The following is a 12,460-nucleotide window of genomic DNA, read 5'->3' on the forward strand; positions in this document are numbered from 1 at the left end:
TCCTCAGGGCCGGCCCGGTCCCGGCGCGCGGTTCGTCCTCAGCGCACGGTGAGGAACGCCTCGGCGTCGCGTGCGGCCCGCGGCGGCGCCGTGCCCTTCGGGTGTCCCACGGCCACCGCGCCCAGCGGATCCCAGGTGTCCGGAAGGTCCAGTACCTCGCGCACCACGGACCGGCAGAACATCGTCGATGACACCCACGCGGAACCGAGCCGCTCACCCGCCAGCGCCACCAGGAAGTTCTGCACGCCGGCGCCGGCCGCGACCACGAACATCTCGCGCTCCGCGGTGTCCCGGCGCTCGTCCCCGTAGGTGTGCGAGCCGTCCATGACGAGACACGGCACCGCCAGATACGGGGCGTCGCGCAGCACGTCGCCGCGTCGCACCCGCTTCGCGACCGACTCCTCGCTTCGGCCGTCCCGGCGCAGGTCCGCGGTCCACGCGTCGCGCATGGCGTCCAGCAGCCGGGTCCGCGCGTCCTTCGACTCCAGCAGCACGAACCGCCACGGTGTCGTGTGGTGGGGCGCGGGGGCCGTGACCGCCGCCGCCACCGCACGGCGTACGGCGCCGGGGTCGACCGGTTCGTCGGTGAACTCCCGCACGGTGCGCCGGAGGCTCAGCGCTTCCCGCACCGCCTCGGACGTGCCCAGCCGGAACATGTCGTCGGCCGCGACCCGCACCATCGCCCGGGCACCGTCGTCCCCGGACGTGCCGGTGTCCGCCACCACATGGGGGAGGCCGCGCACGACCGCGACCGGCAGCCCGGACGCCTTGCCCTTCACGAGGTCACCGGCCGAGGCCAGTTCGTCGGCCGTGGCCACGACGGTGGCGCTCAGCGGATTGCCGTATCCGTCGGTGCCGCCCCGGAGGTCGTCCAGCACCCTGACCCCGGCGGCTCCGATCGCCACGTCCGTCAGGCCGTTGCGCCAGGGACGGCCGAAGGTGTCGGTGACCACGACGCCGACCTCGACCCCGAGTGCGGCCCGCAGACCGTCGCGGATCGTCCGGGCCGAGGCGTCCGGGTCCTCGGGCAGCAGCAGGACCGTCCCCGCCGGGGTGTTCGAGGCGTCGACCCCGGCGGCGGCCATCACGAGCCCCTGCCGGTTCTCCACGATCCTGAGCGTCCCGCGCCGGGCGACCACCCGGACGGTCTCGGCGTCGATCGCCGCCTCCCGGTCCCCGGCCTCGACGATCCGGCCCTCCGCCTTGGAGACGATCTTCGACGTGACCAGCAGGACGTCACCGTCCACCAGGCCCGGTTCCGCCGCGGCGATGAGCTTCGCGAGGTCGTCGCCCTCCCGCACCTCGGGCATCCCGGGCAGCGCCCACACCCGGTACGAGGGCGCCCCCTCGGTGGGTCCGCCGCTCATGCCCGTACCTCCTCGGCCAGGGCCAGGGCCTGGCGGGCCATCTCCGCGGTTGCGTCCACGTCCGTCATCATCAGCGGGACGGCGCGGCAGCGGATGCCCGCCGCCTCGACCTCGTCGACCGCTCCGGCGTCCACGGTGTCGACGAGCCAGCCGTCGAGCAGCCCGGACCCGTAGTGCTGGGCCACGGCCGCGGCGGTGGACTCGACGCCCACCGCGGCCAGCACCTTGTCGGCCATGCCCCGCACGGGCGCGTCGCCGACGATGGGGGAGAGCCCGACGACGGGGACCCCGGCCTCGGCGATCGCCTCACGGATACCGGGCACGGCGAGGATGGTGCCGACGGAGACGACGGGGTTGGACGGCGGGAAGACGATGACGTCGGCCTCGGCGATGGCCTCCAGCACGCCGGGCGCGGGCTTGGCCTGGTCGGCGCCGACCGGCACGATCGCCTGCGCCGGTACGGAGGCACGCAGCTTCACCCAGTACTCCTGGAAGTGGACGGCCCTGCTCTCGCCGTCGGCGTCCACCGCCACGTGCGTCTCGACCCGGTCGTCGGACATGGGGATCAGCCGGACCCCCGGTTTCCAGCGTGCGCAGAGGGCCTCGGTGACCGCGCTCAGCGGATAGCCGGCGCCGAGCATCTGCGTACGGACGATGTGGGTCGCGAAGTCACGGTCGCCCAGCCCGAACCACTCGGGCCCCACGCCGTACGCCGCGAGCTCGTCCTTGACCTGGAAACTCTCGTCGGTACGCCCCCAGCCCTGCTCCTCGTTGATGCCACCACCGAGGGTGTACATCACGGTGTCGAGGTCGGGGCAGACCTTCAGCCCGAACAGATGGATGTCGTCGCCGGTGTTGCCGATCACCGTGATGTCCGCGTCGGGCGCGGCCTGTTTGAGGCCACGCAGGAAACGAGCACCACCGATACCGCCGGCCAGAACCACAATGCGCATGCACAACAGTCTGTCAGGCGGAGCCTGCCGGTCAGGCCGGTACCGGGTTGTGGGCGGCCGGGGCGCACCGGGCCGCGTGCATCGGCATCTCGGTCAGGCCGGGGAAGTAGACGTGCAGGCTGACCGCGGGCTCCAGGGAGTCGTTGACGACCTCGTGGACGTACCCGGGGGCGAAGACGCGCTGGGAGCCGGAGCCCAGGGAGTGTGCTCCGCGTGCCGTCCGCTCGGTCAACTCGCCCTCCAGGACCGTGAGTACACCGGAGGAGAGGCCGTGGTCATGGCGTCCGCTGCCCTGGCCGGGGACCCAGCTCAGCAGCCACACCTCGTAGCCGATCGGGGCCTCCCCGGATCCGGCGGAGCCGAGGTCCTGGGGAACTGCCCGGAGCCGGTGGTACCAGCGGGTGGTGGTGTCGTACCGGACGAGCGGCGCCCAGAGGTCACGGTCGGCGGCGATGGAGCGGGCGAGTCCGACGAACTCGGAGACGGTGGACGGGTGGGGGCGGGCCGGCTGGAGAAGGTGCTGGACCTCGAGGATGTCGCCGGCGATGGAGAGGTCGCTGTCGCTGTTCATGGGTGCGGTGGTTCCTCGGCATGTGGAAGCGCGTACGTGAGGGTGTCGCGAAGACCGGAATGCGGTGGAGAAGGCTGGATCAGAGCTGGAGCGCTACGGCTTCAACAGCTGTGACAGCTGGAACAGCAACAGCGGGCCTGGACAGCGGTACGGAACCCACGGACGTGGGTCGTGTACATCGCTGCGGTCGCTTGCATGATGTCAAGGAGACCGGCCCGATGCGCGTTCTGTCAACTCAATGCCCGGTTTGGCGGCAATGTTTCACCCCATCCGGTTGAAGGGGGTGGAGAAAGGTTTTACCTGCCGTCGGAGCGGCAAGGTGGCGCATCAACCGTGTGCCGAAACGCGGTTCGGGGCCGTGACCCTACTGTGATCTTGGTCGCTTCAGTGATCGAATCGAAACATCGAAGCAAGCCCGCCCGTCTCGCCGAGTGTGGGGCGGCAGGCGCCGACACCCGTGGCATATGTCAGGTTTTTGGCGATTTAGACACTTTCCGCATACGCTTGGTTCCACAGAGTGAATACCCAGGCCAATAGCAGATCTTCGCTTGACTGGCCCGAAGCTACACACTTGTAATTTCACTCGTGTCGTTCGGCCGCTTCGATAACGGCCGGATCACGGGGACGCAAGAGACAGACGAGGGGCGCACATGACCGAGCTGTTCCAGCAACTGCTGGTCGAGGACGCGGACGAGGAGCTCGGCTGGCAGGAGCGCGCGCTGTGCGCCCAGACCGACCCCGAGTCCTTCTTCCCTGAGAAGGGCGGCTCCACCCGGGAGGCCAAGAAGGTCTGCCTCGCCTGCGAAGTGCGCTCCGAATGCCTCGAGTACGCCCTCAACAACGACGAACGGTTCGGGATCTGGGGCGGCCTCTCCGAGCGGGAGCGGCGGCGCCTGAAGAAGGCGGCCATCTGACGCCGCACGACGACGCCAGGACCCCGATGGCCTGGGGGCCGCACCCCGTACGCAGGGCGCGGCCCCCAGGCCATCGGCATGTCCGGCCATCTCCGGCATCTCCGGCGGCCCCCGGTTCCCGCTGGTCAACCGCTCGGCGCGGGGCGGACATCCGTACCGTTAGTGTGGGGCCCCGTCCGAGAGACGCGCCAACGCCCCGCCGCGGCGCGCGTGTACACCGATGCAGCCCCCGGGGGAACCCCCTCCGGACCCGGCCGGAGGGCCCGAACCCCGATGTCCGTGCACAGCCACCCGGCGGCGCCGAACGAGGCCGCCGCCGCCCCAGAGTTCCCCCGGCACGTCGTCACCGCAGTGCTCGTCTCCCATGACGGCGCACGCTGGCTGCCCCACGTGCTCGGCGGACTGCTCGGGCAGGAGCGCCCCGTACAGAACGTCGTCGCCGCCGACACCGGCAGCGCCGACGACTCCGCCCACCTGGTGACCGAGGCGCTCGGCGGTGAGCGCGTCCTCCACCTGGCACGGCGTACGAGCTTCGGCACCGCCGTCGACGAGGCGATTCGCTCGGCAGGTGTCCTCACCCCCGACGACCTGCCCTACCTGAAGCGCCCCAGCGGCTGGGACCCGGTCACCCGCAGCTGGCGCGACGACGCGTACGACCTGCCCGAACTCCCGCACGGTGAACCCGTCCAGTGGCTCTGGCTGCTGCACGACGACAGCGCCCCGGAGCCGGACGCGCTCGCCGAGATGCTCCGCGTCGTCGACAACGACAAGCACGCCGCGATCGTCGGACCCAAGCTGCGCGGCTGGTACGACCGCAAGCAGCTCCTCGAGGTCGGCGTCTCCATCGCGAACAGCGGACGCCGCTGGACCGGACTGGACCGTCGCGAGCAGGACCAGGGCCAGCACGACCAGGTCCGTACCGTTCTCTCCGTCTCCTCCGCGGGCATGCTGGTGCGCCGCGACGTCTGGGACGAGCTCGGCGGCTTCGACCGCAGGCTCCCGCTGATGCGTGACGACGTGGACCTCTGCTGGCGTGCCCACATGGCCGGCCACCGGGTGCTCGTCGCCCCCGACGCCGTCCTCCGGCACGCCGAGGCCTCCGCCAGGGAACGCCGCCCCATCGACTGCGCCGGACGCTCGGTCGCCAGCCCGCACCGTGTCGACAAGGCCGGTGCCGTCTACACGATGCTCGTCAACGCCCGCGGCAAACAGCTGCCGTGGGCCCTCGTGCGCCTTCTCGTCGGCACCCTGCTCCGCACCCTCGCCTACCTCGTCGGAAAGGTGCCCGGCCAGGCGCTCGACGAGGTCGCGGGGCTCTTCGGGACACTGCTGCGCCCCGGTCGGATCCTCGCCGCCCGCCGCGCGCGCGGCAGAGGCACGGTGGACGCGTCCGAACTGAGGTCGCTCTTCCCGCCGCCCGGGGCCACGGTCCGCGCCACCGCCGAGCAGGTCGCGGGCAACTTCGGCAGCCGCACCGACTCCGACGCCGGCGGCTCGCGGCACGGGGCGGTCGAGTCAGGGCCGGGCGGTGACGACGCCGACTTCCTGGAGGTCGAACAGTTCGCACGGCTCAAGAAGGTCGGCCGCAAGCCCGGCCCCGTGCTCTTCGCCCTCCTCCTCGTCGTCTCGCTGGTCGCCTGCCGGGACCTTCTGGCCGGCGGAGCCCTCGCGGGCGGTGCGCTGCTGCCCGCCCCCGCCGACGTCTCCGACCTCTGGGGCCGTTACGCGGACGGCTGGCACACCGTCGGTACCGGCGGAACCCAGACGGCACCCCCCTACCTCGGTGTCCTCGCCGCCCTGTCGGCGCTGTTCCTCGGCTCCACGGGCTTCGCGCTGACCCTCCTGCTCGTCTGCTCGGTCCCCCTCGCCGGGCTCACCGCGTACTTCGCCTCCCGGCCGCTGATCGAGTCCCGGCTGCTGCGGGCCTGGGCGAGCGTCGCGTACGCCTTCCTGCCCGCCGCCACCGGCGCGCTCGCCACCGGCCGCCTCGGCACAGCCGTCCTGGCCGTCCTGCTCCCGCTGATCGCCCGCGCCGCCGTCGCCGCGCACGGGCTGCGGGGCGACGACTCCACCGCACGCGGCAGCTGGCGCGCCACCTGGGCCTACACCCTGCTGCTCACCCTCACGACCGCCTTCACGCCGGTCGTCTGGCCGCTCGCGGTGGTCCTCGGTATCGGGGTACTCGTGCTGCGCAGGGGCGACATCACCGCGTACGGACTGCGTTTCCTGGCCACCGTCGCGACCCCGATGCTGGTCCTCGCACCCTGGTCGCTGTCCCTGCTGTCGAGCCCGTCCGACTTCCTGAGGGAGGCGGGGCTCGACATGGGTGCGGGCACCGCCTCCGCCCTCGACCTGCTCGGCGTCAGCCCCGGCGGCCCCAAGGCCGCGGGCGGCGTCCTGCTGCTGGGCATCGTGCTGGCGGCGCTGGCCGCGCTGCTGCGCGGGGAGCGGCAGTTCGCGATCCGTACCGCCTGGGTCGTGGTGCTGGTCTCGCTGCTCTTCGCGGCGATCTCCAACGGCTCCACCTGGGCGGGTCCCGCCACCCTCGTCTACGGCATCGCGCTGCTGGCGGCCGCACTGCTCGGCGCCGACGGCGCCCGGGTCCGGGTCGCCGCCCTGAGCTTCGGCTGGCGTCAGCCCGTCGCCGCGCTGATCGCCCTGGCCGCCGGGCTCGCGCCCGCCCTGGCCGCGATCGGCTGGATGATCGGCGGCGCGGCCGGCCCGGTCGAACGCCGTGACCCCGTGCAGGTGCCCGCGTTCGTCGCGGAGGAGAGCAGCACCCGCGACCAGGCGCGCACGCTGGTGCTCGGGGGCACGTCACCGGAAGCCGTCTCCTACACCCTGGTCCGCGGCTCGGGCGCCCGTCTGGGCGATGCCGAGCTGACCGAGACGGGCGGCGGCAACAGCCACCTCGACAAGGTCGTCGCCAACCTGGTCGCGGGCTCCGGCGCCGACCAGGGGAGCCAGCTGAGCGGCTTCGCGATCCGTTACGTCCTCGTACGGGACGGGGCGCCCCGGCAGATGAGCAGGGTGCTGGACTCGACCCCGGGCCTGAGCAGGCTCAGCCAGCTGGACGGGAGCGCCCTGTGGCGGGTCGACCGCCAGGTCTCCAGGCTCGCGATCGTCCCCTCGGGCAAGGGTGCCGAACCGGTGCCCGTCGGCTCGCTGGCCGTCGAGGCGCACACCGAGATCCCCGAGGGAGACACCGGCCGGATCCTGCGCGTCGCCGACGCGGCCGACCCGGGCTGGCAGGCCACGCTCGACGGCCGGGCGCTGACCCCGAAGACGGTGGACGGCTGGGCACAGGGCTTCGAGCTCCCCACCGAGGGCGGCACCCTGGACCTGACCTACGACGCGCCCCTCACGCACACCGCGTGGATCTGGGCGCAGGTGGCACTCGGCGTCGTCCTGGTGGTCATGGCCCTGCCGGGCCGCCGCCGGGACATCGACGACGACCTGCCCGAGGAGCCCGAGACCGTTCCGGCCGAACCGGTCGCCGGTGAGGGCCGCCGGGCACGCAGGCTGCGCGCGGCCGCCCAGGCCGAAGCCGCCGCGACGGGCGACGACCCGGCGGGGGCGGCCCACACCGAGGACGGCACGGTTCCGGGGCACGGCGACGAGGCCGACGGCGCCGGGGAGCAGGCGCCGGGGGAGTACATCCCGGCCCAGCAGAACACCGACCCGTACGCGGCGGCTCCGGGGGATCAGGACGCGACGGACACCTACGCCGCCGTCCCGCAGGATCAGGACGCGACGGACACCTACGCCGCCGTCCCGCAGGATCAGGACGGCACCGGCACGTACGCCGCGGTGCCGCAGCAGAACTACGGGGAGTGGGACGCCCAGCAGTACCAGGGCGCCGACTACGGCCAGTACCAGGGCGGGCAGGACGCCGGCCAGTACTACCAGGCCGATCCCTACCAGCAGGGCCAGTACCAGCAAGGCCAGTACCAGCAGGACCCGTACCAGCAGCAGGGCGCCTACGACCCGTACGGCTACCCCCAGCAGCAGCCCTACGCCACGGGGACGGGCGAAGCCGCCCCGTACGACGGGCATGACGGGCATGACGGGCACGACGAGAACACGACCCCGGGCCAGGGCCAGGGCCCGTGGCCGAACGGCAACGGCAACGCATCGCGAGGCGAGTCCGAGTGAAGTCCACCCCCCTGTCCCTCATCGCGGGCGTCGTCGCCCTCGCCGCCGTCACCGGCTTCGCCGCGCTCACCGCGCCCGGCGACGAGGGCGTGACGGAGGCGAAGGCGGCTGCCCGGCTTCCCGTCGAGCGCTCCAGCCTGCTCTGCCCGGCGCCGAGCACATCCGACCTCGCGGAGACGACGTACACGTCCTTCACCCCGGCGGGGGAGGGCGGCGGGGAGGCCGGCGCGGCCGAGCTGACGCCGGCGGAGCCCCTCCCGGCGGACGAGGACGCCGGCAAGAAGAAGGACCAGGACGACGCGGACAAGGACGAGGCGGCGGACACCAAGCCCGTCATCTCCCTCAAGGAGCTCGGGAAGCCGTCCACCGCCGACACCTCGAAGTCCGACGCCCCCGCCCTGGTCGGCACCGCCACCGGCAGCTTCGCCCCCGGCTGGGCCGCACAGCAGACCACCGTCGCCGAGGCGGGCGGTGCCCGCGGCCTGCTCGGTGTCAGCTGCACCGCCCCCGACACGGACTTCTGGTTCCCCGGCGCGAGCACCGGGGCGTCCCGTCAGGACTACGTCCACCTGACCAACCCCGACGACACCGCCGCCGTCGCCGACATCGAGCTGTACGGCGCCGAGGGTGCCCTCAAGTCCGACGTCGGGGAGGGCATCACGGTCCCGGCGAGGTCGAGTGTCCCCATGCTGATCTCGACGCTGACCAGCGAGGCAGCCGAGAACGTCACCGTCCACGTCACCACCAGGACAGGACGTGTCGGCGCGGTGGTGAGCGCCGCGGAGGACGAGGTGGGCAGCGACTGGCTGGCCGCCTCCGCCGACCCCGCGAGCACCCAGGTCCTGCCCGGCATCCCGGCCGACGCCACCTCGGTGCGCCTGGTGGCCTTCGCGCCGGGGGAGGACGACGCCGATGTGAAGGTGCAGCTCATGGGCAAGAACGCGACGTTCTCCCCGGCGGGGAACGACACCCTGCACATCAAGTCCCGGATGACCGCGAGCGTCGACCTCAAGGACGTCACACGGGGCGAGCCCGGATCGCTCCGGCTGTCCCCCGCCGACGGCAGCAGAACTCCGGTGGTCGCCGCGCTGCGCGTGGTGCGCGGCACCGGCGCCAAGCAGGAGGTCGCGTTCATTCCCGCGACCGGACCCGTGGGCGAACGCGCGACCGTCGCCGACAACCGGGCGAAGGGTTCGGTGCTCTCCCTGACCGCCCCGGGCGAAACGGCCGAGGTCAAGGTCACGGCGTCGGCGGGCAGCGAGGGCGGCGAGGCCGCCGTCAAGACGTACACCGTCAAGAGCGGTACGACGCTCGAGGTCACCCCCGAGGTCCCCGCCGGTCTGAAGGGCGGCTACGCGCTGACGGTGGAGAGCGAGTCGGGCGGGCCGGTGCACGCCGCCCGCACGCTCACGCTGAAGGAGGGCGGGATCGACATGTTCACCGTGCAGACGCTGCCGGACGACGGGGGCACGGTCGAGGTGCCCGCGGTGGAGCAGGACCTGACGGTCCTGGACGACTGAGGGCGGGCGCTGCGGGCGGCTCAGTCCTGCCCGTAGCGCGGGTCGACCGACTCGGGGGCGAGACCGAGCAGCTCCGCGACCTGCTCCACCACGACCTCGTGCACCAGCAGGGCCCGCTCGTCGCGGCTCTTGGTGCGGATCTCGACGGGCCGCCGGTAGACGACGATCTGCGCGGGCTGCCCCTTCACGGCGGACAGCGCGCGCCCCAGGGGCACGGTGTCCTCCAGCGACCCGGGTACGTCGAGGACCAGGAAGTCGACTTCCGCCAGCTGCGGCCAGCGCCGCTCCAGCCGTTCCACCGAGTCCTGGACGAGATCGCGGAAGCTCTCGGCTCTGCTCACGGACAGCGGTACCTGGGGCGGCGCGAGCGGTCCGCGCATACCGCGGCCGTGGCGGTCGCGGCGGCGGGGCCGCGGCTCGGGCAGGTGGGGCGGTACGGAACTGTCCATCACCGACGCAGCGTAACGCTCCTCGGGGCGCGACGATCACGGCTTCTCCTCCGGCCCGCCGGATGACCCGAGATGAGCATTCAGGCCATGGTCGAGTGCCATTTCGGGCCCTGCTCCGATCGCGGAGCGCGCGCCGAGTGACCGCTCATGTTCTTCCCGGCGACCGCGAACCCGCCCGCGCGCACCCGCTCCCAACGGCTTCCGCGCAGGTCGGAACGGTTGTGCGGCAGGCGTGCGGGGGCCCGCCCGAGGGGCGACACGAGGGGTGGGCCGGGGGAGAGTCGTCGCAGCCCGCTCAAGAGTGCGGTACCGTCCAACATCGTGAGCCCTGTACGTCGCTGTTCGCGAACCGCGTGCGGCCGTCCCGCCGTCGCGACACTGACGTACGTCTATGCCGACTCGACCGCGGTCCTCGGCCCGCTCGCCACCTATGCCGAGCCCCACTGCTACGACCTCTGCGCCGAGCACGGCGAGCGGCTCACCGCGCCACGCGGCTGGGAAGTCGTCCGGCTCTCCGACCCCTCGGCTCCCACCCGCCCGAGCGGTGACGATCTCGAAGCACTCGCCAACGCCGTACGCGAGGCGGCCCGTCCCCAGGACCGGCAGCAGGGCGGCAGAGGACCGCGAGCGGCGGACCCTGTGGAGGTCGCGCGCCGCGGACATCTCCGGGTGCTGCGCTCCCCGGATTCCTGACGCACCTTCAGTCTCGTCCGTCCCACCCGTCTCACGCCTGCCCTCCCTCCGCCCGCTTGCCGCCCGCGGGAAGTTTTCCGGTACGGAGCATTGACGTCGGCTTGTCGCGGACACGACCATTCCCCCACCCGTGAGAGATCGCTTCCGCATCACGGAATCCGGGGAGGTCTGTGTGTTTGTCCAGCAACTCGAACCCGTAGCCGATTCGCTCGCCCTGTCCGCCCTTGTCGCTTCCCTGCCCCTGGTGACCGTTCTGATCCTGCTCGGCGCCGTACGCATGAAGGCCCACCGCGCCGGGCTCATCGGGCTCGCCGTCGCCGTGCTCGTCGGCTGGCTGGCATTCGGCATGCCTCTCGGGCAGACCCTGTCCGCGGGGGCCCAAGGCGTCCTCTTCGGGCTCTTCCCCATCATGTGGATCGTCGTCAACGCCCTCTGGGTGTACCGGATGACCGTCCGCACGCAGCACTTCGACATCCTGCGGCGGTCCTTCGGCCGGGTCTCCGACGACCCCCGCATCCAGGCGCTGGTCATCGCCTTCTGCTTCGGCGCGCTCCTGGAGGCGCTGGCCGGCTTCGGCGCGCCCGTCGCGATCTGCTCGGTCATGCTCGTCGCTCTCGGCTTCGACCCGGTGAAGGCCGCCGTCGTCTCGCTGGTCGCCAACACCGCGCCCGTCGCCTTCGGCGCCATGGGCACACCCGTGGTGACACTCGCTCAGGTCACCGGCCTGCCGCTGGACGACGTCGCCACGGTCGTCGGCCGGCAGACCCCGCTGCTCGCACTCGTCGTCCCGCTGATCCTGGTCTTCCTGGTGGACGGCAGGAGAGGGCTGCGGGAGACCTGGATGCCCGCCCTCGTGTGCGGAGTGGCCTTCGCCGTCGCGCAGTTCGCCGCGTCCAACTACGTCTCCGCGCAGCTCGCCGACATCGCCGCCGCGCTCGTCGGCGCGGGCGCGCTGATCGCCGTCCCCGGCGCCCGCAGGCCCGCCGACGAACCCGTACGCGCGGCCGTGCTGACCGGCGCCCGCAGCGAGGACCTCGACCAGGAGGACCCGCGCCGTGAGGTGCTGCGCGCCTACGCCCCTTACGCACTGATCGTCGCGGTGTTCTCGATCGCCCAGATCCCGCCCGTCAAGCGGCTGCTGGCCGAGGCGACGCAGGTCTTCGACTGGCCGTTCCTCGACGTCGCGGGCCCCGACGGCGAACCGGTCGGAGCCAACGTGTTCACCCTCCCGCTCCTCGGTACCGGCGGCACCCTCGTCCTGCTCGCCGGCCTCGTCACCGCCGCCGTGATCGGCGTACGGGCCGGGGCCGCGGCACGGGAATGGGCGGCCACCGTGTACGAACTGCGGTACGCGATCCTCACCGTGACGTCCGTCCTCGCCCTCGCCTACGTAATGAACCTCTCCGGGCAGGCCGCCACCATCGGCCAGTCCGTCGCGGCGGCCGGCGCCGGACTCGCGTTCCTCTCCCCGGTGCTCGGCTGGTTCGGCGTCGCCGTATCCGGCTCCGACACCTCCGCCAACGCCCTCTTCGGTGCCCTCCAGGTGTCCGCCGCGAGGGAGTCCGGCCTCTCGCCGGAGCTCCTCGCCGCCGCCAACAGCTCCGGGGGAGTACTGGGCAAGATGATCTCCCCGCAGAACCTGACGATCGCCTGCGCGGCCGTCGGCCTCGCCGGCCGCGAGGGCGATCTGCTGCGCAAGGTCCTGCCCTGGAGCCTCGGCCTGCTGCTGGTGATGTGCCTGGTCGTGATGGCTCAGAGCACGGCGGTGCTGGGCTGGATGCTCCCCTGACCGGGGGCTCCGCGCCGCCGGGTAGTTTGGGCGGTCCGTAAAGACCCCA

General features: G+C 72.5%; 9 protein-coding genes. 5 read left to right on the plus strand and 4 right to left on the minus strand.

The features are described 5' to 3' along the window. Positions 1–38: 38 nt before the first annotated feature. Genes LWJ43_RS19655 through LWJ43_RS19665 form a run of 3 tightly spaced genes read right to left on the minus strand, consistent with a single transcriptional unit; the run spans position 39 to position 2,891 of the window. The gene (locus tag LWJ43_RS19655; protein ID WP_277333536.1) at positions 39–1,367 is read right to left on the minus strand and encodes a coenzyme F420-0:L-glutamate ligase; all 1,329 of its coding nucleotides are present in this window, start codon (positions 1,365–1,367) and stop codon (positions 39–41) included. After that, entirely contained in the window at positions 1,364–2,320 is a 957-nt protein-coding gene (cofD, locus tag LWJ43_RS19660; RefSeq protein ID WP_277333537.1) for a 2-phospho-L-lactate transferase, read from the minus strand. Before cofD ends, LWJ43_RS19655 begins: the two co-directional genes overlap by 4 nt. 31 nt (positions 2,321–2,351) lie before the next feature. After that, positions 2,352–2,891 carry a cysteine dioxygenase gene (locus tag LWJ43_RS19665; RefSeq protein WP_277333538.1) on the minus strand — a complete coding sequence of 180 codons (540 nt, stop codon included), beginning with the start codon at positions 2,889–2,891 and terminating at the stop codon, positions 2,352–2,354. Between the two features lie 650 nt (positions 2,892–3,541). Here LWJ43_RS19665 and LWJ43_RS19670 point away from each other — a divergent pair. The 3 genes from LWJ43_RS19670 to LWJ43_RS19680 all read left to right on the plus strand — a co-directional run bounded on the left by LWJ43_RS19670 (position 3,542) and on the right by LWJ43_RS19680 (position 9,480). Next, on the plus strand, positions 3,542–3,805 hold the full coding sequence (locus LWJ43_RS19670) for a WhiB family transcriptional regulator (protein ID WP_031093859.1): 264 nt from the start codon (positions 3,542–3,544) through the stop codon (positions 3,803–3,805). A 273-nt stretch (positions 3,806–4,078) separates the two neighbouring features. Further along, on the plus strand, positions 4,079–7,960 hold the full coding sequence (locus tag LWJ43_RS19675) for a glycosyltransferase family 2 protein (RefSeq protein ID WP_277333539.1): 3,882 nt from the start codon (positions 4,079–4,081) through the stop codon (positions 7,958–7,960). Beyond that, on the plus strand, positions 7,957–9,480 hold the full coding sequence (locus tag LWJ43_RS19680; RefSeq protein ID WP_277333540.1) for a DUF5719 family protein: 1,524 nt from the start codon (positions 7,957–7,959) through the stop codon (positions 9,478–9,480). The genes LWJ43_RS19675 and LWJ43_RS19680 overlap by 4 nt, the downstream gene beginning before the upstream one ends. Positions 9,481–9,500: 20 nt before the next feature. Here LWJ43_RS19680 and LWJ43_RS19685 read toward each other — a convergent pair whose 3' ends face one another. Further along, on the minus strand, positions 9,501–9,929 hold the full coding sequence (locus tag LWJ43_RS19685) for a metallopeptidase family protein (protein ID WP_277333541.1): 429 nt from the start codon (positions 9,927–9,929) through the stop codon (positions 9,501–9,503). 321 nt (positions 9,930–10,250) lie between these two features. Between LWJ43_RS19685 and LWJ43_RS19690 the strand changes: the two genes are divergently transcribed. Together LWJ43_RS19690 and LWJ43_RS19695 are read left to right on the plus strand one after the other, a co-directional pair. After that, positions 10,251–10,622, plus strand: coding sequence for a DUF3499 domain-containing protein (locus LWJ43_RS19690; protein WP_053929176.1), 372 nt, complete (start codon positions 10,251–10,253; stop codon positions 10,620–10,622). A gap of 172 nt (positions 10,623–10,794) precedes the next feature. Beyond that, positions 10,795–12,411: an L-lactate permease gene (locus LWJ43_RS19695; RefSeq protein WP_277333542.1), complete on the plus strand. Its 1,617-nt coding sequence runs from the start codon at positions 10,795–10,797 to the stop codon at positions 12,409–12,411. The last annotated feature ends 49 nt before the right edge of the window (positions 12,412–12,460 follow it).

This window comes from Streptomyces sp. JH34 (genome assembly GCF_029428875.1).
Taxonomy (GTDB): Bacteria; Actinomycetota; Actinomycetes; order Streptomycetales; family Streptomycetaceae; genus Streptomyces.

What these genes read in the sequence shown, in the direction of transcription:
- LWJ43_RS19675 (WP_277333539.1), top strand. Translation starts at nt 4,079, where the DNA reads ATGTCCGTGCACAGCCACCCGGCGGCGCCGAACGAGGCCGCCGCCGCC.
- cofD (WP_277333537.1), bottom strand. Translation starts at nt 2,320, where the DNA reads ATGCGCATTGTGGTTCTGGCCGGCGGTATCGGTGGTGCTCGTTTCCTG.
- LWJ43_RS19655 (WP_277333536.1), bottom strand. Translation starts at nt 1,367, where the DNA reads ATGAGCGGCGGACCCACCGAGGGGGCGCCCTCGTACCGGGTGTGGGCG.
- LWJ43_RS19685 (WP_277333541.1), bottom strand. Translation starts at nt 9,929, where the DNA reads ATGGACAGTTCCGTACCGCCCCACCTGCCCGAGCCGCGGCCCCGCCGC.
- LWJ43_RS19670 (WP_031093859.1), top strand. Translation starts at nt 3,542, where the DNA reads ATGACCGAGCTGTTCCAGCAACTGCTGGTCGAGGACGCGGACGAGGAG.
- LWJ43_RS19665 (WP_277333538.1), bottom strand. Translation starts at nt 2,891, where the DNA reads ATGAACAGCGACAGCGACCTCTCCATCGCCGGCGACATCCTCGAGGTC.